Raw genomic sequence first — 26,872 nt, 5'->3', positions numbered from 1 at the left:
TCCACAGCCGTCGTCTGATCGCCGTTGCGCGTCTCTGGGCGGGCGAGGATCGCCGTCATGTACGACGACCAGCCGATGTGTGATCTCCTCGTCCTCGTCGGCCCGGACCTGCATGACGACGTCGCGCGATGCGCGGCGGCGGCCGGGTACCGGGTCCTCTCCGTGCCGGCCGGCGACTGCCGTCGGGAATGGCTGACGGCTCGGGCGGTCGTCGCCGACCCGGCGGCGGTCGCCGAACTCGGCCGCATCCGCCCGCCACGGCGGGATGCCTTCGTCCTGGTCGCCACCGGCGATCCGGGCGGCGACATCTGGCGTTCGGCGATCGACCTCGGCGCGACCGACGCCGTCACCCTGCCCGCCGACGAGAACGACCTGGTCAGGGCCCTGACCGGATTCCGCGTGCCGCGCCGGCACCCGGCCGGCGTCGTCGCCGTGATCGGGGCGCACGGAGGTGCCGGGGCATCGACCCTCGCCGCGGCGGTCGCCCTGACCGGGGTGGGACTGGGTTCACCGACACTCCTGCTCGACCTCGACGACGTGGCGCCGGGTGCGGATCTCCTGCTCGGCATCGAACAGCGCCCGGGACTCCGCTGGCAGGGCCTGTCCCTCGACGGCGGCGCCGTCAGCGGCGCAGCTCTCCACCGGGCGTTGCCCCGTGCCGAGAACGACCTCGTCGTGCTGACCTCGGAACGGATGCCGGCTGCCGGCATCTCGCCGGAAGCGGTCACCGCGGTCATCGACGCCGGCCGGACGAACGGGGACCTCGTCGTCCTCGACGTGCCCCGGTCCGACTCGGCGGTGGTGCGGGCGGCGATGTCGTCGGCCGATCTCGTGGTGCTGGTCTCGACGCCGACGGTGGGTGGCTGCGCGGCCGCGCGCCGGGTGCACGCCCGGCTGATCGGGAACACCGTGGCGGTGGAGCTCGTCGTGCGGGGGCCATCGCCGGGCGGGCTCCGTCCGGCCCGGGTCGCCGCGGCGATCGGCGTTCCCCTCCTGGCCGCCTACCGCCCAGATCCGAGGCTTCCGATGCGTCTCGAGAGCGGCCCCCTCCGGGTGAGGCCCCGGAGTCCGTTGGGTCGGGCAGCGTGGGCGGTCCATTCGCGCGTCACCGGTGGGAGGGCCGCATGAGACGCATGCAGGCCGACGACGCTCTTCTCGACCGGGTTCGCGCGCGACTGGCGGCCGAGTCGGCCGACCCGGACCCGGCGGTGATCGCCGAGGCGATCCGCGCCGAGGCCGGGGGAGTCCTCGGCGACACCGACCTGCTCTCCGCGCTGCGCTTCCTCCAGACCGAGCTGACCGGGGCGGGCAAACTCGAGCCGCTGCTCGCCGAGCCCGACATCGCCGACATCCTGGTCAGCGGTCCCGACGAGGTGTGGGTCGACCGGGGACAAGGGTTGCAGCCGACGGACATCCGGTTCCCCGACGAGGCGTCGGTCCGTCGTCTCGCGGCGCGACTGGCGCTCGGCGCCGGCCGACGGCTCGACGACGCCCAACCCTGGGTCGACGGGCAGCTCTCCGGTGTCGGGCGGCGCGGCTACACGGTGCGCCTGCACGCGATCATCCCGCCGCTCGCCGCCGACGGGAGCTGCATCTCGTTGCGCGTCCTGCGGTCGGCGACAAAGGATCTCGACGGTCTCATCGAGTCCGGTGCGATCCCCGGTGAAGTGGTCGGGACCATCGACGAGATCCTGCGATGCCGGTTGGCCTTCCTGGTCGTCGGCGGCACGGGCTCGGGCAAGACGACGCTCCTGAATGCGCTCATCGGTGCGATGGACCCGCGCGAGCGGGTGCTGTGCGTGGAGGACGCACTCGAACTCGCGCCCCGGCATCCGCAGGTCGTCCGTCTCGTGGCGCGTGCGGCCAACGTCGAGGGAGCCGGCGAGGTCGGCGTGCGCGTGCTGGTCAGGCAGGCCCTGCGGATGCGTCCCGACCGGATCATCGTCGGCGAGGTGCGCGGCGGCGAGGTGATCGACCTGCTCACCGCGCTCAACACCGGGCACGACGGGAGCGCCGGCACGGTCCACGCGAACTCGACCGCCGAGGTCCCGGCACGGATGGAAGCCCTTGCCGCGCTGGGCGGTATGGGCCGTGATGCGCTCCACAGCCAGCTCGGCGCGGCACTCCAGGTGGTCCTCGGCGTGGCGCGTCGCGGCGACGGAACGCGCGGACTGGTCGAGATCGGCGTGGTGCGCCGAAACGCCGACGGGAGGGTCGAGATCGTGCCGATCTGGCAGCGCGACAACGGGTTCACAGCCCACCGCCGAATCTTCGACGCCATGATCGGCGCTCGTGACCCGGACACGCGTGGGCGGACGACGTGAGCGTCGCCGTGCCGCCGGTCGCTCCGGTCCTGGCGGCGCTGGGTGCGGCGGTGCTCCTGTGGGCGCCCGCTCGGGCCGAGCTGCGCGTCGGTGGCCTGTTCGGGCCGGACGCCGCACGGCGAAGAGCGGATCTCACGAGCGTCCTCGCGGTGGGGGTGCCGGTGTCGGCGCTGGTCTTCGTCGGAGTCGGGCTCGCGCTGGCGACGGCGATCCTGGTGGCGGTCGTGGGGTGGATTCGCCGGCGCCGACGCTCGGAGCGCGACCATCAGCGCAGGCTCGACGACCTGCTGATGGCGTTGTCGCTGATGATCGCGGAACTCTCGGTCGGCGCGCCGCAGGTCCACGCGTGCGAGGTCGCGGCCGCCGAACTCCGCCGCCGCGCATCGGACGATGCGAACAGGTCCGAGATCGCCGACGGGCTCGAGGCGATGGCGTGCCGGGCCTCGCTGGGCGGTGCGACGGTCGAGGCGGTCGAATCGGGAGACGAGGCGCTCGAGTCGGACGCCGCTTCCTGGCGGCGCATCGGAATCGCTTGGCAGACAGCAGAACGGCATGGATTGCCGATGATCGACATGCTGACCGCGTTGCGGTCGGATCTGTCGGCCCGCCGCGGCTTCGTCGACCGCACGCGTGCAGGTCTCGCCGGACCGCGGGCGACGGCGATGGTGCTGGCCGGGCTGCCGTTGCTCGGAATCGCACTGGGGCAGGCGACCGGGGCGGATCCGCTCCGGGTGCTCATGGGCGAAGGCCTGGGCGGAATCCTGCTGGTGGTCGGGTGCGGGTTGGCTGCCGCGGGCGTGGTGTGGGCGGAACGGATCACGGGAAAGGTCCTGGCGCGATGATCGCGATCGCCGTCGCTGCGGTGCTCGTGGCCGTCGGGTTGTGGCTCTGGCCGGAACCCCGGTGGAACCTGTATCGGGTGATCGACCCACCGCCGGTGCCGGACCGGTCCCCGAGGTGGCTCGGGGCGGGACCGCCCGCGAGCGATCCGTTTGCGGTCGCTGCGGCCCTCGACCTGTTCGCGGTGTGCCTGCGGGCCGGGTTGCCGGTGGGCACCGCGGCGACGGCGGTCGCGGATCGGGCGCCGGGGGCTGTCTCCGGCCCGCTGCGCAGGGTTGCCGAACTCCTGCAACTCGGTGCCGACCCCGACACCGCGTGGTCGGCGCTGCTCGATGCCCCCGCTGCCGGCGACATCTCGGGCGACGAGCACCTCGAGGCCCTGGCCGCGCTGGCGAGACGGTCGGCGCGCGCCGGCTCGTCGTTGGCGGGTGGCCTGTCCGAGCTGGCCGACGACGTGCGACGCCGGGCGCACGACGACGCACTGGCCGCCGCCGAACGCGCCGGGGTGGCGATCAGCGGTCCGCTGGGCCTGTGCTTTCTCCCGGCATTCATCTGCCTCGGGATCGTGCCGGTGGTCGTGGGTCTGGCCTCTACCGTTCTCGGTTCGTTCTGAGGTGGCGGTTGCCGGACCGCAGCGGTGGCGGCGGTCCGAGCTCGTCAGACAAATCGCTGGATCCGATCGGCGCTTGGATGCGTCCAAGTATGTGCACCGATTCGGTGTCCCCATCCGGACAACCCACTCGACTCACAGGAGATCTCGTGACACATTATGCTTCTCGCATCCTTGACCAGGTCGGCGCGCACGTCACCCGACTCGTGACCGACGAGGACGGCATGTCGACTGCCGAATATGCAATCGGGACCGTCGCTGCCGCGGCGTTCGGGGCCATCCTCTACACAGTGATCACCGGTGAGAACATCGTGAGCGCGTTGACCGGGATCATCGGGAAGGCTCTCAGTACCTCGGTGGGCTGATGTGCTTGCATGGCTTGCGAATTCGCTTCGCCCGTCTGCGCCGTGACGAGTCGGGGATGGTGACTGTCGAGGCTGCGTATGCCATCGCGGCGATCGTGGTGACGATCCTGCTCGCGGTCGGAGCCATCGCTGGTGTGACGGCACAGATCCGGTGCACCGACGCCGCGCGTGAGGCCGCACGGCTGACTGCGGCCGGTGACGGTTCGGCGCGTGAGATCGCGGAACGTCTCGCTGGTGGTGGGGCAACGGTCGTCATCTCGGAGGATGGTGAGCGGGTGATGGTTCACGTTCGGACATCGGTGGTGCTCATGCCGGGGCTGACCGTTTCGGCACGGGCTGTGGCGGTGCGAGAACCGCGCGGTGAGGATCAGGTCGTGTTCGCGCCGGGTGCCGAACCGTGAGGACCATCCGTGGTCTGACCGCCGACGAGGACGGACATGCGACGGTGTTGGGCGCGTTCGTGATCGCGGCGGTCACCGCGGTTCTCGTCCTGGTGATCTACGTCGGTGCAGCCGTTCTCGCCCGCCATCGCGCGCAGTCGGCAGCCGATCTGGCGGCACTGGCGGCTGCCGTGGACCACGCCGGAGGAGGAACCGATCCCTGCGGTGAGGCGCGTGCGCTGGCGGGGGCCCAACGTCCGCAGGTAGAGGTCGTTTCGTGCCGCATCGACGGGGCGGACGTCGTGGTTTCGGTGCGGTTGTCAGTCGAACTCGGTGGTTTCGGGACCGGTGAAGCCGTCGCAGGCGCACGAGCGGGTCCGGTCGAGTGAGACGGAGCCGGGGGCAGTCGTAGGTCGGGGACCTTCGGGTTCCAGCAGGGTTTGCAATCCCGCCCCCTGTGCCGCATCATGAACGCGACATTCAGTATCGAGAATATTGTGCTGACTGCTACTGCCGGGGGACATGTGCGGCGGCGCTGGCTGTCGCGAACCTCCGAGCGCGATCGCTGCTGAAGATGGGCGGCTCGACGCGGGCGACGGTCGGCTCGTCCCGCATGGTGCTGATCCACGACGAGACCAGTCCGACCACCTATCGGTTCGCGATGCACGTCCCGGAGGGTGGTTACACCAAGGTCGGTCCGGATGGCTCGGCCACGGTCTACGACCGCAGCGGCAATGCGGTTCAGCATGTCGCGCATCCGTGGGCCTTTGATTCGGCTGGCAGGCCTCAGAAGACGTGGTATGTCGTCGACGCCAACTGCGACCTGATCCAGCACGTCGAACCCGCGGACGACGCGATGTACCCGATTCTCGCCGATCCGACGAGCGTGGGCATCGTCGACACGGATGGCCGATCAGACGGCGACACCTGGACCGAGGACCTCGGGAACGGGGAGACAGCGACGCACCACATCGCCGAGGGCACTGGCGGACAGTCCGTGGACACCCGGGTCGTCTTGATTCCGCCGTGCACACCGCTCGAATGGTGTGGCCCAGAACACGGTGAGGGCCGTTTGCGAGCAATGATCAGAACCTGTGGATGAGCCTCGGGGTGGGGGCGTGAAAGTGGGCGCACCTTCCCGAGGATGATCTGAATGTCAGTAGGTCCGATCATGAGCCGGCGTTGGCGCGCTGGTTCGGGAAGGTACGCCCATGCTCACCGTAGTTCACGACGCCGAGGACGCCAACGACAGCGACACTGCCGGTCGCTCGTTGTTGGATGAGATCGTCCGCGACGGGGCGCGACAGATGCTGGCCGCCGCGTTGCAGGCCGAGGTCGCCGCCTACGTGGCCCAGTACGCCGACCAGCTCGATGAGAACGGCCACCGCCTGGTGGTGCGCAACGGCTACCACCAGCCCCGCGAGGTGCTGACCGCAGCCGGTGCGGTGCAGGTCAAAGCGCCGCGAGTCAACGACAAGCGTGTCGACCCCGACACCGGCGAACGCAAACGGTTTTCCTCGGCGATCCTGCCGGCCTGGGCGCGCAAGTCTCCGCAGATGAGCGAAGTGCTGCCGCTGCTGTACCTGCACGGGCTGTCCACCAGCGACTTCACCCCGGCATTGGAGCAGTTCCTGGGTTCGGGTGCGGGGTTGTCGGCCACCACGATCACCCGGCTCACGGCGCAGTGGCAGGACGAGGCCCGCGCGTTTGCGGCCCGGGACCTGTCCGGCACCGATTACGTCTACCTGTGGGTCGACGGTATCCACCTCAAGGTCCGCCTGGACCAGGAAAAACTCTGTTTGCTGGTGATGCTGGGCGTGCGCGCTGACGGCCGCAAAGAGCTGGTGGCGATCACCGACGGCTACCGGGAATCGACCGAGTCGTGGGCTGATCTGCTGCGCGAGGGTAAACGACGCGGCATGACCGCCCCAGTGCTCGCGGTCGGCGATGGCGCCTTGGGGTTGTGGAACGCGGTGCGCGAAGTGTTCCCGGCCACCCGTGAGCAGCGGTGCTGGTTTCACAAGCAAGCCAATGTCCTTGCCGCGCTGCCGAAATCAGCACACCCGTCGGCGTTGGCAGCGCTCAAAGAGATCTACAACGCCGAGGATATCGACAAAGCCCAGGTCGCGGTCAAAGCCTTCGAGGTCGACTTCGGCGCCAAATATCCCAAGGCGGTCGCCAAGATCACCGACGATCTGGACACCCTGCTGGAATTCTACCGCTATCCCGCCGAGCACTGGATCCACCTACGCACCACGAATCCGATCGAAAGCACCTTCGCCACAGTGCGTTTGCGCACCAAAGTCACCAAAGGTCCGGGGTCACGAGCAGCTGGTCTGGCCATGGCCTACAAGCTCATCGACGCCGCCGCGGCCCGCTGGCGCGCCGTCAACGCACCACACCTGGTCGCCCTGGTGCGCGCCGGCGCGGTCTTCCACAAGGGCAAACTGCTCGAACGCCCCACCGAGATCACCCCACCAACCCCGCCCTCAGACGGCGATCAGCAAGCCGGAACGGAGGTCGCCTGAAACACCCCGATCCACAGGTCTTGACAATTCCTCCGATGAAATGTGAGATCATCGAGAGATGTCAAGTAAGGCGGGTCGCCCCGTCCCGTTGGGGTGTTTGCGGGAACCGTACCAGACGTGGCTCGAATACTCCGAAGCCACCGAAGCGCTCGTTCACCTGACACACGAAGGCTACTGGCACATCTCGCGGTATCCAGATACGTTGCGCGCCTTGGGACATTCGGAGGAAGAAGCGGCGGGACACCGATGGAAGGCTGATTCCGCAGCCGTAGAAGCGAATGCAGGCTTTCCTACCCTTCACGCCCACGCCTTGCTGGGGCTGTGGGGCGCGTTCGAGCGACTGGTGGAAGACACGTTCGTGGCGCTGATAGTTGACCGGCCCGAACTACTCGAAAGCGAACAGTTCGCGAAAGTGAAACTGCCCATGAAGGCCGCGCTGTCATCCGGTGAGGAGCGCGCCCACGCTGTGCTGTATGAGGTCACACGGAATGCTGGGTCCGACAAGAAGCTGGGGGTCAGCCAGTTCGAGAACGTCTTGAAGGGTGTCGCCCTCGACGGGGTCGTGCCTGAAAACGTGAAAGAGTCGGTCTTCGCCGCCCAGCAGGTTCGCCACGTGTGGGCGCACCGTGGGGGAACAGCGGACGCTTCGTTCGTTGAGCGGTGTCCCCAACGGGCGGATGTGGGAGAAAAGCTGATGATCGAGTTCGAAGAGTTCGCCTACTACATGCACGGACTGCATATGTACGGGTGGGTCATTATGAACCGGCACATGAAGAAGATCGGCGAACCCCTAGTCCTGAAGGAGTGTCACGGATACAAGGGTACGTGGGCAAGGATCGGTCTATCAGGCAAGTAGAAGCGTCACCACGGTCAGCGGTCTACTGTTCGAGGAATGATTGAACGTGACGGCGATGATGTGACGATTCACTTGGGCTCCCCGGCGTCATCAGTGATTTCGATGGTTGGCACCGCGAGCGTGGGTGTGCGCGGCTACCGTTCGACTCAGCACCTTTGGTCGGCTAAGCGAGCCGCACGTGAATGTTCGGAAATTGAGGACCGCATTGCGGGTACGAATGCCGCAGACATAGCTCTCGAATCGTGCGCGACCAACGCGGTTATGTTGTCCGTCGCATTTATGGAAGCTGCGGTCAACGAGGTGTTGCAGGACTTAGCTGAAGCCGAACCGGGAAGGGTTAGTCATCGATGTAAGGGGATCGAACCGGAAGCTGCTCCACTGATTCGTGCACTTTGGGTAACGCCCGCAAGGTTGGAGCGCGCCGGAATTCTTGAAAAATACCAGGTAGCCCTGACTGCGACACGGAAACCAGAGTTCGACACCAGCACGAACCCGTACCAGTCCGCGGTGAAGCTAATTGCCTTGCGTAATGCGCTCGTTCACTTCAAGCCCGAATGGCAGATGGACGACGACGAGCACAAGATGTTCAAAATGCTGAAGGGTCTCTTTCCTGAGTCGCGGGTGTTTCCGAACCCGGTCAGTCCGTGGTATCCACACGTTTGCCTGGCTAGCGGCTGCGCGGAGTGGGCGCACAAGACAGCGACGGCATTTGTTGATGAGTGGTGGGTCCGCATGGGGATTGAACGCGACTACCGCGTGGACCTTGGAGGGTTCCCGCCCCCGTAGCGAACGAGTCGACCACCCAGTTTGAGATAGACGAGGGTCTCGGTGCCGACGACCTCCGGGTGCACGCGCACCTTCTTGTTCAGGATCTCCAGGAGATGGTCGTCGTCGTTCTCGCAGACGACCTCGATCAGGATGTCGAACGATCCCGCGGTCAGCGTTCGACGTTGGTCGGGTGTAATCTTGAACTACCGAGTACGCAATCGGCACGATTGCGGCTGCGGCATTCGGGGCCATCCTCTATACGGTGATCACCGGGGACAACATTGTGAGTGCGTTGACCGGGATCATCGGGAAGGCGCTCAGTACCTCGGTCGGATGATGCTGTTGCGTGGCTGTCGATCTCGACTCTCGCATCTGGCCCGCGACGAGTCCGGGATGGTGTCCGTCGAGGCGGCGTATGCGATCGCTGCGATCGTCGTCGCGGCGTTGCTGGCGATCGGCGCGATCTCCGGTGTGACGGCGCAGGTCCGGTGTACCGACGCCGCGCGCGAGGCCGCACGGTTGACTGCGGCCGGTGACGACTCGGCACGTGAGATCGCGAAGGGTCTGGCTGGTGACGAGGCGGTGGTCGACATCTCGGAAGAGGGTGAGCGGGTGATCGTTCACGTTCGGACGTCGGTGGCGCTCATGCCGGGGCTGACCCTGTCGGCACGAGCCGTGGCAGTGAGGGAACCGCGCGGTGAGGATCAGGTCGTGTTCGCGCCGGGGGTCGAACCGTGAGGTCCATTCGCGGTCCGGCCGCCGACGAGGACGGAAATGCGACGGTGCTGGGCGCGTTCGTGATTGCGGCGATCGCGGCGGTTCTCGTCCTGGTGATCTACGTCGGTGCAGCCGTTCTCGCTCGCCATCGAGCGCAGTCGGCAGCCGATCTGGCTGCACTGGCGGCTGCCGTGGACCACGCCGGAGGAGGTGCCGATCCCTGCGGCCAGGCGCGTTCGCTGGCACGGGTACAACGTCCGCGGGTCGAGGTCGTTTCGTGCCGCATCGACGGGGCCGACGCCGTGGTGTCGGTGCGGTTGTCAGTCGAACTCGGTGGTTTCGGGACCGGTGAAGCGATCGCAGTCGCACGAGCGGGGCCGGTCGAGTGACGCGGCCAAAGGACCCGGCGTAGGTCGGGGACCGTTGGCGCATCAGAGTTGCTGAACCCAGTTCAGTGCTGGGACCTTCCGCCGGGTTGGCCTCCGGTGCAGAGTCCGGCCCTGCGGCATGCGATCACGGTCGCCTCACCCGGCGACACCGTGAGGGGATTCGCGCCGAATGCGACATGTCTGGCCTGGGATCTCGAGGGTATCGCGAACCCGTCTGACATGCTCCACAGGACAGGCGATCACGTCGATTACCCGGGGCGCGCTTGGTCAAGACGACCGGGTTCACCATCCCCGGACCGGCCGGGATCACCGTCCGTCAGTTCGCGACACTGCTGAACTCAGAGGAACACGGCCAGGTCGAGATCTTCACTCGCATCGAGATCGGAGCCGCATCGGGCAGGCGCGGTGTGCGCAGGATGTTTCAGCGGACGAGTTCTTGTCCGATCATCCCCGACGTCGAGCACCCCGGGCTGCCGGACCTGCCCGACTCGGCCTTCGTCGGTGACTGACCGGCACCACGAACACCGCAGACGAGAAGGAGTTTCACCGTGACCCACGCTGTCGAACACCGCGGCGCGCATCGCGCTGCCGAACCCGCGCAACCGAAACCGCCGAAGCACACCGAAACCCGCACCTGGGTTCTGTTCGCGCTCGGATGCGTCCTGCTGGTGCTGATCGCCGCGAACCTCACGCACTTGTCGGAGTGGGCGGTTCGGTGGGGGCAGATCCCGGTATTCCTCGCCTTCTTCCTGCTCATGTCGCTGGCGGGCCGGTGGTTCTGGGCCGGGTGCGACGCCATCATCGGCCGTCTCCGACGCGGTGACGGAGAGGGCTAACCCCTGTTGTCGTCGTCGACGACGATCTTCTTCGGGTACACCCGCACCGATCGCACGGGGGCGAACCACAATTGGTGGAAGTGCACGTTCACATCGCCGCGGTAGGCGAGCTCGAACGAGTCGGTCCCGATGTGCAGCGGGATCAGCGAACGTGCCGCCCGCACGAACGACGACCAGTGGATCAGCTCGCCCTCGGTGAGGAATCCGCCTGCGGCAGCCCATGTCTGGCCGGTCTGCGCGTCCGATGTGGCCAGGTAGACCTCCCCGAGTGCGGGCGTGATCCGCGGACCGATCATCGCGGTTTGCAGGTACCACTGCGCGGTCGTCACGACGGAGGTGAACCCGCCCGACCGGGCGGCGCACCAGCCGTAGTGGAGGTCGAGCGCGTCGAGCGCTTCCTCCTCGGAGAAGAAGACGTCGCGTTCGCCGATGGAGGAGGGGAGTGTGTCGGTGTTCTGGGTCGGGCGCGCGAGCAGGAAGAAGGCGCGTGACGGCCGGGTCACCAGCCGCTTGGTGCCGACCCCATGATCGGGTGCCTCGTCATGCATGAGCCAAGTATTGCCGAGATACGAGCTCGAGGACGGTCACTGCGCCATCTTTGTCGAGCGGGTCATTCCCGTTGCCACACTTCGGACTCTGCACGCACGACGGGCAGCCGCTCTCGCAGCCGCAGCTCGCCACGGCGTCGCGGGTGGCATCGATCCAGGTGAGGAACGCGGCGTGCCCCCGTTCGGCGAATCCGGCACCGCCCATGTAGCCGTCGTAGACGAACACGGTGGGCAGCCCGGTGTCGGGATGCAGGTCGGTCGACACGCCGCCGATGTCCCAGCGGTCGCAGGTCGCGACGAGCGGCAGCAGGCCGATGGCGGCGTGCTCGGCGGCGTGGAGCGACCCGGGCAACCTCGGCTCGTCGATCCCCGCGTCGGCGAGGGCCTCCAGGGTGAGGGTGTACATGACGGCCCGCGTGTGCAGCGTCTGCGCGGGCATGTCGAGCTCCACCGCGTCGAGCACCTCGCCGCTCCTCAGGGTGCGCAGGTAGCCCACCACCTGGTGGGTGACGTCGACATCCACGAAGGCGACGGTGAGCGCCCCGAACGTCCGGCTGTCGATGACCGACGTGATCGAGATGTCGGTGGTCTCGCGGGCCGAGGTCGTCCAGTCCGGGTCCTCGGGGTGGGCCAGGGCCAGGCCGTCGTCGAGGTCGAGTTCGTCGACCAGATAGGTCTCGCCCTGGTGGATGTGCACGGCACCCGGGTGCACGGTCGACATCGCCCGCCCGGTGTCGACGGTGCCGAGCACCTGCGAGGTCGTCGTGTCGACGATGAGGACCTGCCCGCCGATGCCGCCGCGGATGTCGACCTCGGCGTGGGGTTCGACGCCGGCGGCGACGTACCAACCGGCCTTCCTCTTGCGCAGCAGCCCTTCCGCGGCGAGGTCTTCGGCGACGTCGCGAGCGTCCCAGGAGTCGATCTCGGCGTCCGACAGCGGCTTCTCCGCGGCCGCGCACAGCAGGTGGGGTCCGAGGATATAGGGGTTCGACGGGTCGGTCACGGTGGCCTCCACCGGCTTGTCGAGCAACGCCGACGGGTGGTGCACGAGGTAGGTGTCGAGCGGGTCGTCGCGCGCGACGAGCACCACCAGGGAGTCGCCCGACTCGCGCTGTCGGCCGGCGCGGCCGGCCTGCTGCCAGAACGACGCGACGGTACCCGGATAGCCGCTGACGATGACCGCGTCCAGTCCGCTGATGTCCACGCCCAGCTCGAGCGCATTGGTGGTCGCCACGCCGATCAACTCGCCGTCGTTGATGGCCTGCTCGAGTTTCCGCCGGTCGTCGGCGAGGTAGCCGGCCCGATACGCCGCGACCCTCGACACCAGCTCCGGGGCGCTGTCCGCCAACAGGTTTCGCGCCGTGAGGGCGGTCAGCTCGACGCCGCGCCGGCTCCGTGCGAAGCACAGGGTCCGGGCGCCCTCGACGACGAAGTCCGCGAGCAGTCGTGCGGCCTCGGCGCCGGCCGAACGCCGGACCGGGGCGCCGTTCTCCCCGGTCACCGCAGGCAGGAAATCGGGTTCCCACAGTGCGACGGTTCGCTCCCCGCGCGGCGAGGCGTCCTCGGTGACCGCGACCGCGGGCTCGCCGATCAGACGGCTCAACGCCTCCGCGGGCGCGGCGACGGTGGCGCTGGCCCCGATCACCGTCGGGTTGCCGCCGGCGGCGCGCGCGATCCGCAGCAGCCGGCGCATCACCAGTGCGGTGTGCGAGCCGAAGACCCCGCGGTAGTGATGGCACTCGTCGACCACGATGTAGCGGAGGTTGCGGAAGAACTGCCGCCACTTGGCGTGGTGCGACAGGATCCCGATGTGCAGCATGTCGGGGTTGGTGAAGATCCATCGCGAGTGCACCCGCGCCCACTGCCGGATCTCCGGATCGGTGTCGCCGTCGTAGGCGCACGGCTGCAGGTGCCCGAACTCGGGTCGCCCGGAGATCACCGCGGTGACCGACCGGATCTGGTCGGCGCCCAGGGCTTTGGTCGGCGCAAGGTACAACGCGGTGGCGTTCTTCTCCGTCAACAGGGTTGACAGGATTGGCATTTGGTAGGCCAGCGACTTGCCGGATGCGGTCCCGGTGCAGATCGCGACATGGCGACCGGTGAAGGCCGCGTCGGCCGCCTGCGCCTGGTGCGTCCAGACCCGCTCGATCCCGTTGTCCGCGTAGGCCTCGCGAAGCGGCTCCGGCACCCATTCCGGCCAGTCTGCGAAAGCCTCACGGCGCGACGGGATTACCGAGAGGTGGGTGAGTGGGGAGCTCTCGGGATCGGTGCCCGCGAGCGACCGTGCGAGGAGATCTGTCCCGAATGTGGAGTACTGCATTTTATTGACGGATGTTCTTCAAAGTGGTGCCGACGCCTAGGGTCTGGGCCGGTCGGATGTTACCGGCGGGTGTCATGGATCTGATGTTTGGCGAGGTTTTTGTTCAACTTGGTTGGTGCGACTATCGCAACCGGGCGGAACGTGATTGACTGGGCTCGGCCGCAGCTTTCGCAACCCACCGGCGGTGGGCGAACAGCGTGTTGCAGCCGTGGTACTGAGGCTAGTTTGGCGGATCGACGCAGATCATCGCGGGGCTCTTTGAGGTATGGCGGTCAACCGGCCACGACGGGGTGACCCATCTCGTCGCGACAGTTGATATGTAAAGGATTGCAAGACATGGCACAGGGAACTGTGAAGTGGTTCAACGCGGAAAAGGGCTTCGGCTTCATCGCTCCGGATGAGGGTTCCGACGACGTGTTCGTCCACTATTCCGAGATCCAGGGATCCGGTTTCCGCACCCTCGAGGAGAACCAGCGGGTGGAGTTCGAGGTCGGCCAGGGCACCAAGGGCCCGCAGGCGACCGGCGTGCGCGCCGTCTAGAGACTCCTGGGCAGCTGCGGAGCCGCAGCCTGCCGACAACCACTCCCGTCCCGATCCGTCGAGACGGGAGTGGTTCGTTTTTCCGGCGTCGCCTCTCGGGGATGCCGGGCGGAGGGATCGAGCACGAACCGCCGGGGCCAAAGAGCGGTTCGGGCGCCTGTGAGGCCCTAACCTCGAACCGTGGGCCAGTTGTCGTTCTTCTCCGCAGAGACCGAGGAGCCCGCGTACTCCGATCTCGAGGGGTTGCTCGCCGCCCACGGCCAGACGGTTCGCTCGGAATCCGGTACGCGGGTCTCGATCGTGGTCGCCGACCGCTGGCGCGCGGAGCAGATCGTCGAGCAGATGCGGGCCGCCGGTCTCGAGGCCGAGGTGACGACCTCCGACGAGGGCACCCCGCTCGCGCGCGCCGCCCCGTCCCACGACCTCGACGCCCTGCATGCCGCGTGGTCGACCGGTGCGGTGAAGTCGATGCCGGCCGGTTGGGTTCCGACCTTCCGCGCGCTGCGCCTGTGGGTGATCGCCGCCGGCCACTCCGACGAGGGGCGCTATGAACTGGGACTCGACCCGCATGCGCCCGAGACGCACGCCGACCTGGCGACCGCGCTCATGAGGGCGGGCATCGCGCCCACGCTGGTGGGCACCCGGGGCAATTCCCCCGCGCTCCGGATCACCGGTCATCGGCGTCTCGCGCGACTCCACGAATACGTCGGCCCTCCGCCGTGCCCGGCGGCCGTCGCGGACTGGCCTGCCGCCGAATTGCATTGACGGCCGCGTCGGCGGCGCCCTGACCTGGGTGAACGTCGTAGATCGAGGTGTGGATCGGGATATTCTGCGACCCGCCGCGGAATTCGGATGTGCAAACAGCGCTATACATAAGGTACAAACCCATCCAACACACCTGAACTCCAGCGCAGGACGTTTTACCCAGTCAAACGAAGGACGCCCCGGTGGCCGAGACCAGCACCGCATCCCGCTCAAGTGGGGGAATCCGACGACTCGTGATCGTCGAGTCCCCGACCAAGGCGCGCAAGATCGCCGGTTACCTGGGGCCCAATTACGTGGTGGAGTCCTCGCGCGGCCACATTCGCGACCTCCCGCGCGGAGCCGCCGACGTGCCCGCCAAGTACAAGGGTCAGCCGTGGGCGCGACTCGGCGTGAACGTCGACGAGAACTTCGAGCCGCTGTACGTGGTGTCCCCGGACAAGAAGTCCACCGTCAGCGAGTTGAAGTCCTTGCTCAAGGACGTCGACGAGCTCTACCTCGCCACCGACGGTGACCGCGAGGGGGAGGCCATCGCGTGGCACCTCCTCGAGACGCTCAAGCCCAAGATCCCGGTCAAGCGGATGGTCTTCCACGAGATCACCGAGCCGGCCATCCGGGCGGCGGCCGAGAACCCCCGCGACCTCGACACCGACCTCGTCGACGCCCAGGAGACCCGCCGCATCCTCGACCGCCTCTACGGCTACGAGGTGTCGCCGGTCCTGTGGAAGAAGGTCATGCCGAAGCTGTCGGCGGGCCGTGTGCAGTCGGTCGCCACGCGCATCATCGTCGAGCGGGAACGCGAGCGCATGGCGTTCGTCTCCGCCGACTACTGGGACATCGCCGCGACCATGGACGCCGGCGCCGACGCCAGCCCCCAGACGTTCAAGGCGCGCCTGGTCAACGTCGACGACAATCGGGTCGCCACCGGTCGCGACTTCGAGTCCACCGGGCGGCTGAAGAAGTCCGACGGGGTCATCGTCCTCGACGCCGACCGCGCCGAGAGCCTGGCCGCGGGCCTGCGCGGGGTCACCATGACCGTCACCTCGGTCGAGGAGAAGCCCTACACCCGTCGCCCGTATGCGCCGTTCATGACCTCGACGCTGCAGCAGGAGGCCGGCCGCAAGCTGCGGTTCACCTCCGACCGCACGATGCGCATCGCGCAGCGGCTGTACGAGAACGGCTTCATCACCTACATGCGTACCGACTCGACGAGCCTCAGCGAGTCGGCGATCAACGCCGCCCGCGCACAGGCCCGCGAGCTGTACGGCCCGGACTTCGTCCACCCGACGCCGCGCCAGTACACCCGCAAGGTGAAGAACGCGCAGGAGGCGCACGAGGCGATCCGTCCGGCCGGCGAGACCTTCCGCACCCCGGGCCAGGTCGCGGGCCAGCTCGACACCGACGAGTTCCGGCTCTACGAACTCATCTGGCAGCGCACGGTCGCCTCGCAGATGGCCGACGCCAAGGGCACCACCATGAGCCTGCGGATCGCCGGCACCGCGTCGACCGGTGAGCGCGCCACGTTCGCCGCGTCCGGCCGCACGATCACCTTCCCGGGTTTCCTGTCGGCGTACGTCGAGACCGTCGACGAGCAGACCGGCGGTCAGGCCGACGACGCCGAGAACCGCCTGCCGCAGCTCACCGAGGGCCAGACGCTCACCGCGACCGAGCTCACCGCCGACGGCCACTCGACCAATCCGCCGGCCCGCTTCACCGAGGCCTCGCTGGTCAAGGTCCTCGAAGAGCTCGGCATCGGCCGCCCGTCGACCTACGCGTCGATCATCGGCACCATCCAGGATCGCGGCTACGTGGTGAAGAAGGGCAACGCCCTCGTCCCGTCGTGGATCGCGTTCGCCGTGGTCGGGCTGATGGAGGCGTACTTCGAGAGCCTCGTCGACTACGACTTCACCGCGACCCTCGAGGACGACCTCGACCGCATCGCGACCGGCAACGAGGACCGGACCCGCTGGTTGTCGGAGTTCTACTTCGGCGAGGAACGCCCCGGCACCAACGACGACGGCAAGTCCGCGCACTCCGAGATCGCCAAGTACGGCGGACTCAAGAAGCTCGTCGGCGTGAACCTCGAGGAGATCGACGCCCGTCAGGTCAACTCGATCAAGCTCTTCGACGACTCCGAGGGGCGTCCGGTCTATGTTCGTGTCGGCCGGTTCGGGCCCTACCTCGAGCGCGACCTGAACGCGACCAAGTCGGGCGAGGACGTCGAGCCCGATCTCCAGCGCGCCAACCTGCCCGCCGACATGACCCCCGACGAGCTGACGCTCGAGGTCGCCGAGAAGCTGTTCGCGACGCCGCAGGAGGGTCGCTCGCTCGGTGTCGACCCGGCGACCGGCCACGAGATCGTGGTCAAGGAGGGTCGTTTCGGCCCGTACGTCACCGAGATCCTCCCGTCCGACGACGATGACGACGAGGGCGACGACGCGCCGCTGACCATCCCGGCCGGCCCGACGCCGCGTGACGGCGGCGGTACGTCTGCAGAGCCGGGCGATGCCGACGTCGTCCCGCTCGATGCGCCCGGCGGCGGCACCGCGACCAAGACCAAGCCCGCGGCCAAGAAGGCCGCGAAGAAGGCCACCAAGAAGGCTGCCGGTCCCAAGCCGCGCACCAGCTCGCTGTTCAAGTCGATGGACATCGCCACGGTGACCCTCGACGACGCGCTGAAGCTGCTGTCGCTGCCGCGGGTCGTCGGTGTCGACCCCGAGTCCGGCGAAGAGATCACCGCCCAGAACGGCCGCTACGGCCCGTACCTGAAGAAGGGGACGGACTCGCGGTCGCTGACCAGCGAGGAGCAGCTCTTCACCATCACGCTCGACGAGGCGCTGAAGATCTACTCCGAGCCCAAGCGCCGGGGTCGTCAGGCCGCCGCGCCGCCGCTGCGTGACCTGGGCGCCAACGACGAGGTCAGCGGCAAGCCGATGGTCATCAAGGACGGCCGCTTCGGGCCGTATGTGACCGACGGCGAGACCAACGCCAGCCTGCGCAAGGGCGACGAGGTCGACTCGATCACACCGGAACGGGCGATGGAGCTGCTCGCGGATCGTCGTGCGCGGGGCCCGGCCAAGAAGGCGGCGAAGAAGGCCGCCAAGAAGGCGCCGGCGAAGAAGGCCGCGAAGAAGACGGCTGCCAAGAAGGCCACCGCCAAGAAGACGACCGCGAAGAAGACCACCGCGAAGAAATCTGCGGCCAAGAAGACCGCCGCGAAGAAGAGCGCGGCCGACGCTGCCGCGGAGCCAACCGAGTCGTCGGAGAACTGAGCCGCCGAAGCCCGGTGACCCGACGCGCAGGAGCCCGCGGGCCGACGTCAGTCCCGCTGGTAGGGCTCCATGTGCGGGCGGGCCAGCAGTGTCTCGATGCCGCGGCCGCGGAGTTCGACGCCCTCGCCGATCTCCCAGTGTTCGGCCTCCTGATGCGAGGCGAGGAACACCGCGCGCGCCGAACCGAGGACGCGGGTGGGTTCGTCCTTGGCCAGCTCGGTGAGTCGGGCCGCCTCGTTCACCGGATCGCCGATGACGGTGTACTCGAGGCGCTGCTCGGCGCCGATGTGACCGGCGATCGCCTTGCCGGCGGAGACGCCGATGCCGATGTCGGTGTCGCCGAGGGCCTCCAGCTCGGTGCGCAGTTCGCGGGCGGCGGCCAGGGCGCGTCCGGCGAAGTCGTCGAGGTCGAGCGGTGCGCCGAAGATCGCCAGCGCGGCGTCACCCTGGAACTTGTTGACGAAGCCGCCGTGGCGTCCCACCACCGCGACGACGACCCGGAAGAACTGGTTGAGCAACTCCACGACCTCGCGCGGGGGACGGTTCACCGCCAGCCGCGTCGACCCGACGATGTCGACGAACAGCACGCCGACATAGCGTTCCTCCCCGCCGAGTTCGGTGCCCTGCTCGATGGCGCGTCGGGCGACGTCCTCACCGACGTAGCGACCGAACAGGTTGCGCAGCTGCTGGCGTTCGCGCAGGTCGGCGACCATGTCGTTGAAGCCGGCCTGCAGCAGACCGAGGTCGCTGCCGTCGTAGATCTTCACCGCGACGTTCAGATCGCCCTCGGAGACCTTCGCCTGGGCCTGACGCAGCTGCTTGATCGGGTCGTTGATCGCGGCGACGACGCGGGCGATGGCGATCACGCTGAACGCCAGCGCGGAGATCGCCATCCACAGGATCGGCCGTTCGAGTCCGGTCGAATCGCCTTCGAAGATGCCCAGCCGGTGCAGCACGATCAGGCCGATGATCACCGCCATCGGCGCCACCACGCTGATCACCCAGAACACGGTGATGCGGGTGGTGACGCTCGGCGCGATCGCGTCCTCGGGGTTGTTGGCCATCGCGGCGACGGTGATCGGACGCAGCACCTTCTCGGCCTGCATGTAACTCAGCGCGCAGGTCACCATGGCGCCGATTGCGGAGGCGATCGCGACGATGAACGCGTTCTTCGACGACACCGTCATGTTGACCAGCGTGAACAGCGTTCCGCCCACGACCCACAACGCCGCGTTCACCACGGTCAGCAGGGAGGGCAGGGCGAGGGCGCGTCGTCGGGCCGCCTCGTTGTCGAGTCTGGTGCGGCGCCGGTGCCACAGGAGCACGGGCAACGACAACTGGATGGAGGCGTAACCGCCGATGACCATCGCGATGAGCAGGTAGCCCGCGAAGATGACCTGGTTGAGCGCGGTGATCTCGTCGAGGCTGATCGAGTCCTGCAGCGGCATGCCGAAGCGCAGGAACGCGAAGGTGAAGAGGGCGCCGACGAGATTCGCCCGGAGCATGTCCAGTGCGAGGATCGGCCACGGGGTGTGGATCAGCCACCGGCCCAGGTGCAGGACCTTCGACCACCGTGACCTCTGTTCCACCACGGTGACTACGGTAGCTGGCTGCTTGCAATTGTTAAACGGCGTTCCTGCGCGAGGCCTGTCCGAACTGCGGTTTAGGGTGTCGTTGTGACCAATGTCTTTGATCGGCTGACCGGGCAGGATGCGATCGCAGACGAGCTCCGCGCCGCCGCGCGGGCCGCTCGGATGCTCGCGCAGCGCCTCGACGCGGGTCAGTCCGACGGGCTCTTCGTTCCGGATGACGAGATCCCCGGTGTCGACGCGGGGTGGTCACGCGCGTCGATGACCCACTCGTGGCTCTTCACCGGGCCGCCCGGCAGCGGCCGGTCGGTGGCCGCGACGTGCTTCGCCGCCGCCCTGCAGTGCCAGGCGCCCGATCCGGCGGACATCGGCTGCGGCGAGTGCCGGGCCTGTGTGACCGTCATGGCCAAGACCCACGCCGACGTCCGGCACGTCGTCCCGGAGGGGCTGAGCCTCGCGGTGAGCGCCATGCGCGACATCGTCCAGGCGGCCTCCCGGCGCCCCGGCACCGGCCGCTGGCAGGTGGTGATCGTCGAAGATGCCGACCGGCTCACCGAGCAGGCCGCGAACGCCCTGCTGAAGGTCGTCGAGGAGCCGCCGCCGCGGACCGTGTTCCTGCTGTGCGCGCCCTCGGTCGACCCGGAGGACATCTCGGTGACGCTGCGCTCGCGGTGCCGGCACATCGCGCTGGTCACCCCGACCACCGCGGACATCGAGCGAGTCCTGGTCGAACGGGACGGACTCGATCCCGAGCAGGCCCACTGGGCGGCGTCGGTCTGCGGTGGCCACATCGGTCGCGCGCGCCGTCTCGCGACCGATCCCGACGCGCGGGAGCAGCGGGAGAAGGCCCTGTCCCTGGCCCGGGCCGCCACCCGCGACTCCACCGCCTACGCCGCCGCGGAGGAGCTGGTGAAGTCCGCGGATGCCGCGGCCAAGGCGATCGCCGCCGAACTCGACGAGGCCGAGACCGAGGAGATGCGGACTGCGCTCGGTGCCGGCGGCACGGGTAAGGGCACCTCGCGGATGCCGCGCGGCACCGCAGGCGCGCTCAAGGAGCTCGAGAAGCGGCAGAAGTCCCGCGCGACGCGGGTCGGGCGTGACGTGCTCGACCGCGCCCTCGTCGACCTCGCGGCGCTGTTCCGTGACGCCCTGGTGGTGAGCGTCGGGGCGCAGGTCACCCCGATGCATCCGGACAAGTCCGATTCCATCTCCGTTCCCATGGGCGAGTACGCGCGACCGGAGCAGCTGCTCGCCTGTGTGGAGGCGGTGCTCGACTGCCGCGAGGCGCTCGACAAGAACGTGAAACCGAAGTTCGCGGTGGACGACATGGTCGCCCGGATCGGGTTGGCGCTGAAGCGCAAGGTCGACGCCTGAGCAACTCACCTCCGGTGATTTCGTGAATCCACTCGAGCTCGAGGTCCGGCGCGCCGTGCTAGAGGGTCGCGACCTCGCCGAAGATCCCGATCACCAGAAGGAGACCGGATGAGTACCGAAGTGACGCCGACCGGTCGTCGGGAGACGCGCGGCGGACAGGCGTTCCTGGTTCTCGAGCGCACGTTCCCGGCGCCCGCCGATGCGGTGTGGGCGGCCATCACCGAACCCGAGCGGCTCCGACGATGGATCGGAACCTGGGCCGGCGACCCGACGGCAGGGTTCGTCGACTTCCGCATGACCGCCGAGGGCGAGGATGCGGAGAACGAGCGGATGGCCATCTGCGAATGTGACCCGCCCCGACGACTCGTCGTCGAATCGAGAACCCCCGCCGACGACGGCGACCCCGACGACGTGTGGCGACTCGAACTCGATCTCGTCGAGTCCGGCGGTTCGACGACCCTCGTCTTCGCACAGGGGCTCCCCCGGCCCGAGATGGCCGAGAACGTCGGGCCCGGATGGGAGTACTACCTCGACAGGCTGGTGGCTGCGGAATCCGGCGGGAGCGTCGCGGCCGTCGACTGGGATTCCTACCATCCGAGGTTGTCGGAGCCGTACAGGCGGATCTTCGCCGGCTGACCCACCGGCGGGCGGCGTCCCTGGCGCTCCCGTGGAGTCCACTATCAACTCCCGCGGCAGATCGGCGGAATGCCGGCAGGCGACGACCCGGTCGCCGACCATATCGAGCTGGTCGGCCTCGAGGGCTTCGAGAAGGCGGAACCGGCGATGCTGTCCGGCGGTGTGCGCCAGAGTGTCTCGAGGGCGGGCACTCGTCGTCAAGCCCACGGCACTGCTCCTCGACGAGCCGTTCGGTGCCCTCGACGACATGATGTGGCACGTCGACGAGGTCTCCGAGAACCCTGATCTGAAGCGGTGAGCAGCCCCCTATCATGGGAGCACGGTCGTGGGGTCGTGCGTACCGATGAGCAAGGGAGCAGGCGATGTCGGACTTCATCCGGAAGATCAAGGACGAGGCGAAGGCCGTCGCGGCCGCTGTCGATCAGGAGTTGACCGTCCTCGAGGGCGTGCCTGGATACGACCCCCTCGCGGAGCGGGACGACGCCGATGAGGACGCGGAGAGCGATTCGGCAGAAGACGAGCCTGTGGGTGACGAGGCCGCGAAGTAGTCTGCCGCCCGTGCCGGGCTGGTGCCGGCCGCTGGGGCGTCGACACCACAAACCGTCGTGCCCACTCGGACGCGGGCGGTCGTTCATCCGCGTCTGTCGCGTCGTGCTGCGCCGTGACGGCGGGGAGGACGGTCTCGACAACGAGACCGCCTAGTGATTCCGTTGCCTGTCGCCGGAATTCGTAGTCGTCATGGACTGATCGGGAGCACACCGTTGCGCGGCCCGAGGCTGCGTTTCGCGGCAGCAGGAAATCGCTCCAGACCACGGGCAGCGGTTTTGACGATCACCATTCCTCGGCTTCGAAGTCATGTGGTGGCCAATGGACTCGGGCATCAATCGGATCACATCCGTCGGATGGCCTTCTACGATTCCTCCGCTCGATAGCGCAGTCGGGTGAACAACCGAAAGGGACTGGATGCGCTTCTCCAGATGGGTGGCTGCAGTCTTCGCAATCGCCGCCTGCGCCGCGGTGGCTTTCGCCGGCAGCGGTGGCGCTGCGGCGGCACTACTCACCTCGACTGCCTACCCCCACAGCCAAACCCTCGTCGGCGGAACGGTGTCGGTGACGGTCACCAACAGCTGGAACGGGACAGCGACGTGCTGGGTGTCGATCCACGCCGCGGAGGATCTCGGCTGGCTCGCACTACGTGCCGCCCAGGTCAATGCCGGGCTGAGCCAGGGTGTCGCGTCCGCAGAACTCGACAACGCTCGCCAACAGGTCGCCGGGAATGCACTTCACAAGGTGCTCGACGGCGTGACGATCGCCCAGAGCGCCTCGACGACCGAGACGTGGGACTCGGGCCGGGCGGACACGTCCTACGCCATCTATCAAGAATGCACGACTCCCCATTCGGCCTTCGGGGTGATCGACGGCTTGGCGCAGTCCTACCTGGTGAGTGGGACCGGCACGCCGGCGAACGGTCCCGGTGACGATGACGGCCACGGCGGGAACGACAGCCCCGGCGGAAACGACGGTCCCGGTGAGAATTCGGGCAACGGGAGCCTGGGCGCCCTGTTCTGACCGACTCTGGTGATCTGAGGCCTTCGGCCGGGGGTCAGGAGTTGTCGGACGCGGAATCGCCTCCGGCCGAGGCCGTTTGGCTCGATGTGCCCGGTCTCCCGGCTGTGCTCTCTCGTCCGGTGTCTCCTCCGGTGGTCGTCTCCGAGCGCTCGTCGTTCGCTGCGCTGACCTCGGTGGGGGAGTCGGACTCGCGCTCCGTATCCACCGAATCCGTCGTCTCGGTTCCCGATCCCCCATCGTCGGAGGCGGCGTCATCGTCGTGCGTGTCGCTCTCGTCGTGGTGATGCTCGTCCGGGGTCTCGTCGACGACGGGCTGGTCGATCACCGGCGGGGTGCCTTCGCCGTCGTGGCTCGCCGGTGGCTGCGTCGGGGGCACGATGCCCTGATTCGGCGCCGGGGTCGGGTTGTTCTCGGGTTCTTTGGGCTCCCCGGGGTTGGCCGGGTCGATGGGCAGCGATCCTCCCTCGTCGAGTGGGACCGCCGAAGTGTCCACCGAAGGCCGCTGGATCGGGAAGAACTTCTGCGCCTTGTCGTTCCACCGTTCGAGGTCGCTCTTGTCGTAGGGGATGCCGAGACGTTCGTAGACCACCGCGAGCAGCAGTGCGAGCGGATGTGCCGCCTCGTAGACGGCGTACGTGGTGTTGTGGCTCGTGAACAGCTTCGGCTCGCCGAGGCGCGCGAGGTCGTCGTAGGTGTGGGGCCCGTTGCCCGAGGTGATGGTGAGGTAGCCGGCGATGTTGACGATCATCGACGCGATCGGACGGTTCGGGTCCCACTGGAAGTTGCTGAGCGGGTCTCCGACGATGATGACCGAGACGACCTTCACCTTGCCGGTGGCTTGCGGGTCGCGGACGCCGTCGGTCTTGATCCCGGCGGCCTCGGCGATCGGCTTCAGCCAGGGGACCGTCTCGAGCCAGGCGTTGAGGCCCCACGGGCTCCGCGGGTCGGAGACGATGACGACGCGGTCCTTGTCCGGGAGCATGAAGTCGTCGTCGTACTCCCGGTCGTCGGTCGGCGGGATCTCGGACACGTCGCCGAGGGGCTCGGCGGTGGTGCGCGGCCGCTCGGTGACGATGACGACGGACCGCGGCTCTCCGGAGCCCGCGAACGCCTCCATGATCGCCAGGTCCTGGTCGAGGGTGACCTGCCTCGTCATCTCCTGTCCGGGGGCGACCGGCGCGAGGGCGGGCGGCAACCCGGTGGGGGTCGGGGTGCTCGGGTGGAAGACCAGGACCGGCTCCGGGCTCCCCGCGGTCAGTCCGCCGGTGATGAGCAGATCCCGGCCGTGACCGGGCGCCGGCGAGAGGCCTGCGAGCCGACCGGTGAAGATGTCGGTGGTGCTGCGGTGGCGGTAAGGGGTGCCTTCACCGACGATCTCGCGGTCGATCAGAGACTCGACCACCACCGCCACGTTGGTCGACGCGACGGCCACGGGTATGACCGATGCCAGCGCGAGGGCGCTGAACGCCAGTGAGGTCGTCGTTCGGCGAGACGGCCTGTGGAAGGCCCTCGTGGTGCGCGCCGACCACGCCTGGCGTGATCTGCGGCGTCCGCCCACGTCTCCTCCTACCTGTCGGATGGAGTGTATTGAGGCTGCGACAGGGGTGTCTGTCATCTGAACGTATTAACGGCAGGGTGTTCTCGCAGTCTCTCGCAGTCGGGTGTCTTCCGGGGCAGGTTGCGCGCCCTCGATGCTCTCGAGAGGGCGGCGCGCGACTCGACGTCGACCGGAGGAGACGAGACGATCGGAGGTCCAAGCCGCTCCGAGGCGAGTCGATGCTCGGATGCGGTGCGTGTGCGCGCTGTGAACTGAAGACGGCGGTTTCCCGAGCCGGGAAACCGCCGCGTGCTGCATCTGTGGAGCCGCCCAGGGGAATCGAACCCCTGACCTATTCATTACGAGTGAATTGCTCTACCGACTGAGCTAGGGCGGCGTGCTGCGCGAGGCAGCGCAGACGAGTCTAGCGAGTCGACGTCCCGCAACAAAACCGGCACCTGGCCGGCCGCCTCGGGCGGGGTCAGAGCGGGTAGTCGGACCCGCAGACGACTGGAACGGGGTGCTCCGGGTCCAGCGCATTGCGCACCAGCGCGGCGACCGTCGGGGAGTACGCCATGCCCACGTGACCGATCCTCGATGCCGGGCACACGTCCTGGATCAGCGTGTTCTCCACGTTCGGGCCCGGGGTCATCAAGGTCACCTGGTAGGGCGTGGAGATGCGGTCGAATCGGGTCGCGAAGTTGACGTAGCGGATCGACGGATGCCGCGGACCCCAATCCGCCTCGCCCGGGGCCCGGACGGGCAGGCGGTCGGTGATCGAACCGACACGGGAGGTCTCCTGGTGTGTGGCGGACAGCGAGACGATCGTGTCCACGTGGTCGGCCCGACCCGGTAGTTGGGTCAGCAGCTGGGCGATCGCCCCGCCCTGGCTGTGGCCGATCAGGTCGACCTTCGATGCGCCGGTGGCGGCGAGCACGCGGTCGAGGAACGCGGCGACGTGCTCGGCCGCTCGTTCCTTGTTCCCCATGCCGCCGGTGTTGCCGCTCCACGACGCCTGTCCATAGGTGGTGCTGAAGACGCAGTACCCGGCATTGGCGAGGGTCGGCGCCAGGTAGGCCCAGTTGGCGCTCTGGTTCATCGCCGTCGCGTGCAACAGGATCACCGGATCGCGGCCCTGGGCGTCACGGCAGTCCCAGCGGTTGCTGCCCGCCGGCGACTCGGTCGCCGGACCGAGGTAGTGTTCGGCGATCGCCTTGTTCACGTCGGTCGTGACGGGGAACGGCGCGGCGTGGGCCGCGCCCGGGGCGAGGGACAGACACGCGGCGGCGATCGCCGAGGCCGCCGCGACGAGACCGGACCGGATGAGGTGCATGGCACTCATTGTCGTCCATTCGGGTCACGTGTGGGTGGAGGTCCGGGCTGTTCCGGCGCTCCGACGCGCCGCAGGAACTCTGCGCCTCGCGGCGACACCGCGTAGCCGACCTCGAGACTCTCGGTCAGTCCGAGGGACTTCAGTCTGGTGACATCGGCCTTGAAAGCCGCTCTGTCCCTGCCGAGTTCGGCGGCGAGCGCGGTCGACACCACCCTGGGGCGTCGCGCGATGACGGCGAGAACGGCGCGGGTCCACGGGCCGTGCTTGGAGCGGGCGTCCATGCGATCGAGGCGTGACCGGATGGCGGCGACGTCGTCGTCGGAGAGGTCGTCGTCCGCGCGAAGCGCGATCCGTGGGTCCTCGCCGATGCAACGGAGTCCGATCCGGTACGTGGGGTTGTGGACGTTCACGCACAGAGCGGTGCGCACGTCTTCGGGAGTGTCGTATCCGGCGCGACGCGCCTCCGTCGTCGTGATGCCGGCAGGATCGATCGCCTCGAGCGAGGTCACCTCGATGACATGGCCGGAGATCGCGGGGGAACACCGCACTGGTTCCTGTGGACGACGTCTGAGACGTTGCTGAGAGCTGTTATAGGGTGACCCGGATCAGCGACGGCATGATGCCGGTTCCTTCGGGGGGATTACCTGCGGTGCCGTGCTGTCGCATGCGTGAAAGACGACGACGGTCGCCGTACGGGGGGAGGGATTCTGGTGCTGCCGCGCGCGCAGTCCCTCTGGTACCCCGCCGTCCCGGCATGGCCTTCGACCGGGACGACGCCG

At 68.1% G+C, this 26,872-nt stretch carries 28 protein-coding genes, 1 tRNA gene and 3 pseudogenes; 24 read left to right on the top strand and 8 right to left on the bottom strand.

The window, feature by feature from the left end; translation table 11 throughout:
• The first annotated feature begins 57 nt into the window (after nt 1-57).
• From ssd to GP2_RS15910, 11 genes are all read left to right on the top strand, one after another.
• Nucleotides 58-1,128 carry a septum site-determining protein Ssd gene (gene ssd / locus GP2_RS15960; protein WP_006901566.1) on the top strand — a complete coding sequence of 357 codons (1,071 nt, stop codon included), beginning with the start codon at nt 58-60 and terminating at the stop codon, nt 1,126-1,128.
• 5 nt (nt 1,129-1,133) lie between these two features.
• Nucleotides 1,134-2,324 carry a TadA family conjugal transfer-associated ATPase gene (locus GP2_RS15955; RefSeq protein WP_006901565.1) on the top strand — a complete coding sequence of 397 codons (1,191 nt, stop codon included), beginning with the start codon at nt 1,134-1,136 and terminating at the stop codon, nt 2,322-2,324.
• Nucleotides 2,321-3,166, top strand: a complete 846-nt coding sequence (locus tag GP2_RS15950; protein WP_006901564.1) for a type II secretion system F family protein — start codon at nt 2,321-2,323, stop codon at nt 3,164-3,166. Before GP2_RS15955 ends, GP2_RS15950 begins: the two co-directional genes overlap by 4 nt.
• Nucleotides 3,163-3,777, top strand: coding sequence for a type II secretion system F family protein (locus GP2_RS15945; RefSeq protein ID WP_006901563.1), 615 nt, complete (start codon nt 3,163-3,165; stop codon nt 3,775-3,777). The genes GP2_RS15950 and GP2_RS15945 overlap by 4 nt, the downstream gene beginning before the upstream one ends.
• Nucleotides 3,778-3,923: 146 nt before the next feature.
• Complete coding sequence (locus tag GP2_RS15940) at nt 3,924-4,139, top strand: DUF4244 domain-containing protein (protein ID WP_006901562.1); 216 nt, start codon at nt 3,924-3,926, stop codon at nt 4,137-4,139.
• Between the two features lie 56 nt (nt 4,140-4,195).
• Nucleotides 4,196-4,540, top strand: coding sequence for a TadE family type IV pilus minor pilin (locus GP2_RS15935; RefSeq protein WP_255218647.1), 345 nt, complete (start codon nt 4,196-4,198; stop codon nt 4,538-4,540).
• Nucleotides 4,537-4,908, top strand: a complete 372-nt coding sequence (locus GP2_RS15930) for an Rv3654c family TadE-like protein (RefSeq protein ID WP_006901560.1) — start codon at nt 4,537-4,539, stop codon at nt 4,906-4,908. The genes GP2_RS15935 and GP2_RS15930 overlap by 4 nt, the downstream gene beginning before the upstream one ends.
• A gap of 185 nt (nt 4,909-5,093) precedes the next feature.
• Nucleotides 5,094-5,621 (top strand): hypothetical protein, encoded by a 528-nt coding sequence (locus tag GP2_RS21685; protein WP_006901559.1) that lies wholly within the window; start codon nt 5,094-5,096, stop codon nt 5,619-5,621.
• A gap of 109 nt (nt 5,622-5,730) precedes the next feature.
• Nucleotides 5,731-7,047, top strand: a complete 1,317-nt coding sequence (locus tag GP2_RS15920) for an IS256 family transposase (protein WP_006901558.1) — start codon at nt 5,731-5,733, stop codon at nt 7,045-7,047.
• Nucleotides 7,048-7,105: 58 nt separating this feature from the next.
• The gene (locus tag GP2_RS15915; RefSeq protein ID WP_006901557.1) at nt 7,106-7,903 is read left to right on the top strand and encodes a hypothetical protein; all 798 of its coding nucleotides are present in this window, start codon (nt 7,106-7,108) and stop codon (nt 7,901-7,903) included.
• Between the two features lie 36 nt (nt 7,904-7,939).
• Nucleotides 7,940-8,689, top strand: a complete 750-nt coding sequence (locus tag GP2_RS15910) for a hypothetical protein (RefSeq protein ID WP_006901556.1) — start codon at nt 7,940-7,942, stop codon at nt 8,687-8,689.
• Here GP2_RS15910 and GP2_RS22250 read toward each other — a convergent pair.
• Nucleotides 8,653-8,844 (bottom strand): annotated as a pseudogene (locus tag GP2_RS22250) (Lrp/AsnC ligand binding domain-containing protein); the annotation flags it as partial. The gene GP2_RS15910 and the pseudogene GP2_RS22250 sit on opposite strands and share 37 nt — an antisense overlap.
• A 29-nt stretch (nt 8,845-8,873) precedes the next feature.
• On the opposite strand from GP2_RS22250, the pseudogene GP2_RS21320 reads away from it, so the two are divergent.
• The 5 genes and pseudogenes from GP2_RS21320 to GP2_RS15890 all read left to right on the top strand — a co-directional run.
• Nucleotides 8,874-9,008 (top strand): annotated as a pseudogene (locus tag GP2_RS21320) (DUF4244 domain-containing protein); the annotation flags it as partial.
• Nucleotides 9,008-9,409 carry a TadE family type IV pilus minor pilin gene (locus GP2_RS15905; protein WP_040527259.1) on the top strand — a complete coding sequence of 134 codons (402 nt, stop codon included), beginning with the start codon at nt 9,008-9,010 and terminating at the stop codon, nt 9,407-9,409. The pseudogene GP2_RS21320 and the gene GP2_RS15905, both read left to right, overlap by 1 nt.
• Nucleotides 9,406-9,777, top strand: coding sequence for an Rv3654c family TadE-like protein (locus GP2_RS15900; protein WP_006901554.1), 372 nt, complete (start codon nt 9,406-9,408; stop codon nt 9,775-9,777). Before GP2_RS15905 ends, GP2_RS15900 begins: the two co-directional genes overlap by 4 nt.
• Nucleotides 9,778-10,040: 263 nt before the next feature.
• Nucleotides 10,041-10,286, top strand: a complete 246-nt coding sequence (locus tag GP2_RS15895; RefSeq protein ID WP_006901553.1) for a hypothetical protein — start codon at nt 10,041-10,043, stop codon at nt 10,284-10,286.
• A 39-nt stretch (nt 10,287-10,325) separates the two neighbouring features.
• Nucleotides 10,326-10,613, top strand: coding sequence for a hypothetical protein (locus GP2_RS15890; protein ID WP_006901552.1), 288 nt, complete (start codon nt 10,326-10,328; stop codon nt 10,611-10,613).
• Here GP2_RS15890 and GP2_RS15885 read toward each other — a convergent pair.
• Together GP2_RS15885 and sftH are read right to left on the bottom strand one after the other, a co-directional pair.
• Nucleotides 10,610-11,161: a hypothetical protein gene (locus GP2_RS15885; protein ID WP_006901551.1), complete on the bottom strand. Its 552-nt coding sequence runs from the start codon at nt 11,159-11,161 to the stop codon at nt 10,610-10,612. The genes GP2_RS15890 and GP2_RS15885 overlap by 4 nt on opposite strands.
• Nucleotides 11,154-13,481: a DEAD/DEAH box helicase gene (gene sftH, locus GP2_RS15880; protein ID WP_006901550.1), complete on the bottom strand. Its 2,328-nt coding sequence runs from the start codon at nt 13,479-13,481 to the stop codon at nt 11,154-11,156. The genes GP2_RS15885 and sftH overlap by 8 nt, the downstream gene beginning before the upstream one ends.
• Before the next feature lie 336 nt (nt 13,482-13,817).
• Here sftH and GP2_RS15875 point away from each other — a divergent pair, with 336 nt between their 5' ends.
• The 3 genes from GP2_RS15875 to topA all read left to right on the top strand — a co-directional run bounded on the left by GP2_RS15875 (nt 13,818) and on the right by topA (nt 18,055).
• Nucleotides 13,818-14,021 carry a cold-shock protein gene (locus GP2_RS15875; RefSeq protein WP_004022110.1) on the top strand — a complete coding sequence of 68 codons (204 nt, stop codon included), beginning with the start codon at nt 13,818-13,820 and terminating at the stop codon, nt 14,019-14,021.
• Between the two features lie 180 nt (nt 14,022-14,201).
• Nucleotides 14,202-14,786: a hypothetical protein gene (locus GP2_RS15870; RefSeq protein WP_006901549.1), complete on the top strand. Its 585-nt coding sequence runs from the start codon at nt 14,202-14,204 to the stop codon at nt 14,784-14,786.
• A 182-nt stretch (nt 14,787-14,968) separates the two neighbouring features.
• Nucleotides 14,969-18,055 carry a type I DNA topoisomerase gene (gene topA / locus GP2_RS15865; protein ID WP_040527233.1) on the top strand — a complete coding sequence of 1,029 codons (3,087 nt, stop codon included), beginning with the start codon at nt 14,969-14,971 and terminating at the stop codon, nt 18,053-18,055.
• A 47-nt stretch (nt 18,056-18,102) separates the two neighbouring features.
• Here topA and GP2_RS15860 read toward each other — a convergent pair whose 3' ends face one another.
• Nucleotides 18,103-19,560 (bottom strand): adenylate/guanylate cyclase domain-containing protein, encoded by a 1,458-nt coding sequence (locus GP2_RS15860; RefSeq protein WP_109238703.1) that lies wholly within the window; start codon nt 19,558-19,560, stop codon nt 18,103-18,105.
• 171 nt (nt 19,561-19,731) lie between these two features.
• Here GP2_RS15860 and GP2_RS15855 point away from each other — a divergent pair, with 171 nt between their 5' ends.
• The 5 genes and pseudogenes from GP2_RS15855 to GP2_RS15840 all read left to right on the top strand — a co-directional run bounded on the left by GP2_RS15855 (nt 19,732) and on the right by GP2_RS15840 (nt 23,223).
• Nucleotides 19,732-21,018 carry a DNA polymerase III subunit delta' gene (locus GP2_RS15855; RefSeq protein WP_006901546.1) on the top strand — a complete coding sequence of 429 codons (1,287 nt, stop codon included), beginning with the start codon at nt 19,732-19,734 and terminating at the stop codon, nt 21,016-21,018.
• Between the two features lie 108 nt (nt 21,019-21,126).
• Nucleotides 21,127-21,654, top strand: coding sequence for an SRPBCC family protein (locus tag GP2_RS15850; RefSeq protein WP_006901545.1), 528 nt, complete (start codon nt 21,127-21,129; stop codon nt 21,652-21,654).
• Nucleotides 21,655-21,672: 18 nt separating this feature from the next.
• Nucleotides 21,673-21,904: pseudogene (locus tag GP2_RS21315) on the top strand (ATP-binding cassette domain-containing protein); the annotation flags it as partial.
• 112 nt (nt 21,905-22,016) lie between these two features.
• Nucleotides 22,017-22,202 (top strand): hypothetical protein, encoded by a 186-nt coding sequence (locus GP2_RS15845; protein ID WP_006901544.1) that lies wholly within the window; start codon nt 22,017-22,019, stop codon nt 22,200-22,202.
• A 433-nt stretch (nt 22,203-22,635) separates the two neighbouring features.
• Nucleotides 22,636-23,223, top strand: coding sequence for a hypothetical protein (locus tag GP2_RS15840; RefSeq protein ID WP_255218646.1), 588 nt, complete (start codon nt 22,636-22,638; stop codon nt 23,221-23,223).
• A gap of 34 nt (nt 23,224-23,257) precedes the next feature.
• On the opposite strand, the gene GP2_RS15835 is transcribed toward GP2_RS15840, so the two are convergent.
• From GP2_RS15835 to GP2_RS15820, 4 genes are all read right to left on the bottom strand, one after another.
• Complete coding sequence (locus GP2_RS15835) at nt 23,258-24,655, bottom strand: hypothetical protein (RefSeq protein ID WP_006901542.1); 1,398 nt, start codon at nt 24,653-24,655, stop codon at nt 23,258-23,260.
• A 426-nt stretch (nt 24,656-25,081) separates the two neighbouring features.
• A tRNA-Thr gene (locus tag GP2_RS15830) sits at nt 25,082-25,157 on the bottom strand.
• An 84-nt stretch (nt 25,158-25,241) separates the two neighbouring features.
• Complete coding sequence (locus GP2_RS15825) at nt 25,242-26,102, bottom strand: esterase/lipase family protein (RefSeq protein WP_006901541.1); 861 nt, start codon at nt 26,100-26,102, stop codon at nt 25,242-25,244.
• A complete protein-coding gene (locus GP2_RS15820; RefSeq protein WP_006901540.1) occupies nt 26,099-26,641 on the bottom strand; it encodes a hypothetical protein in 543 nt (180 codons plus the stop codon). Before GP2_RS15820 ends, GP2_RS15825 begins: the two co-directional genes overlap by 4 nt.
• Nucleotides 26,642-26,872 lie beyond the last annotated feature (231 nt).

Source organism: Gordonia paraffinivorans NBRC 108238, from assembly GCF_000344155.1.
In the GTDB taxonomy this organism is placed as follows: domain Bacteria; phylum Actinomycetota; class Actinomycetes; order Mycobacteriales; family Mycobacteriaceae; genus Gordonia; species Gordonia paraffinivorans.
This window is presented reverse-complemented; position numbering and strand designations above follow the sequence as displayed.

Coding starts and splice junctions, on each gene's coding strand:
- GP2_RS15860 (WP_109238703.1), bottom strand. CDS start 19,560: ATGCTCCGGGCGAATCTCGTCGGCGCCCTCTTCACCTTCGCGTTCCTG.
- ssd (WP_006901566.1), top strand. CDS start 58: ATGTACGACGACCAGCCGATGTGTGATCTCCTCGTCCTCGTCGGCCCG.
- GP2_RS15915 (WP_006901557.1), top strand. CDS start 7,106: ATGTCAAGTAAGGCGGGTCGCCCCGTCCCGTTGGGGTGTTTGCGGGAA.
- GP2_RS15945 (WP_006901563.1), top strand. CDS start 3,163: ATGATCGCGATCGCCGTCGCTGCGGTGCTCGTGGCCGTCGGGTTGTGG.
- GP2_RS15845 (WP_006901544.1), top strand. CDS start 22,017: ATGTCGGACTTCATCCGGAAGATCAAGGACGAGGCGAAGGCCGTCGCG.
- GP2_RS15825 (WP_006901541.1), bottom strand. CDS start 26,102: ATGAGTGCCATGCACCTCATCCGGTCCGGTCTCGTCGCGGCGGCCTCG.
- sftH (WP_006901550.1), bottom strand. CDS start 13,481: ATGCAGTACTCCACATTCGGGACAGATCTCCTCGCACGGTCGCTCGCG.
- GP2_RS15910 (WP_006901556.1), top strand. CDS start 7,940: ATGATTGAACGTGACGGCGATGATGTGACGATTCACTTGGGCTCCCCG.
- GP2_RS15875 (WP_004022110.1), top strand. CDS start 13,818: ATGGCACAGGGAACTGTGAAGTGGTTCAACGCGGAAAAGGGCTTCGGC.
- GP2_RS15920 (WP_006901558.1), top strand. CDS start 5,731: ATGCTCACCGTAGTTCACGACGCCGAGGACGCCAACGACAGCGACACT.
- GP2_RS15935 (WP_255218647.1), top strand. CDS start 4,196: ATGGTGACTGTCGAGGCTGCGTATGCCATCGCGGCGATCGTGGTGACG.
- GP2_RS15905 (WP_040527259.1), top strand. CDS start 9,008: ATGCTGTTGCGTGGCTGTCGATCTCGACTCTCGCATCTGGCCCGCGAC.
- GP2_RS15885 (WP_006901551.1), bottom strand. CDS start 11,161: ATGCATGACGAGGCACCCGATCATGGGGTCGGCACCAAGCGGCTGGTG.
- GP2_RS15850 (WP_006901545.1), top strand. CDS start 21,127: ATGAGTACCGAAGTGACGCCGACCGGTCGTCGGGAGACGCGCGGCGGA.
- GP2_RS21685 (WP_006901559.1), top strand. CDS start 5,094: ATGGGCGGCTCGACGCGGGCGACGGTCGGCTCGTCCCGCATGGTGCTG.
- GP2_RS15955 (WP_006901565.1), top strand. CDS start 1,134: ATGCAGGCCGACGACGCTCTTCTCGACCGGGTTCGCGCGCGACTGGCG.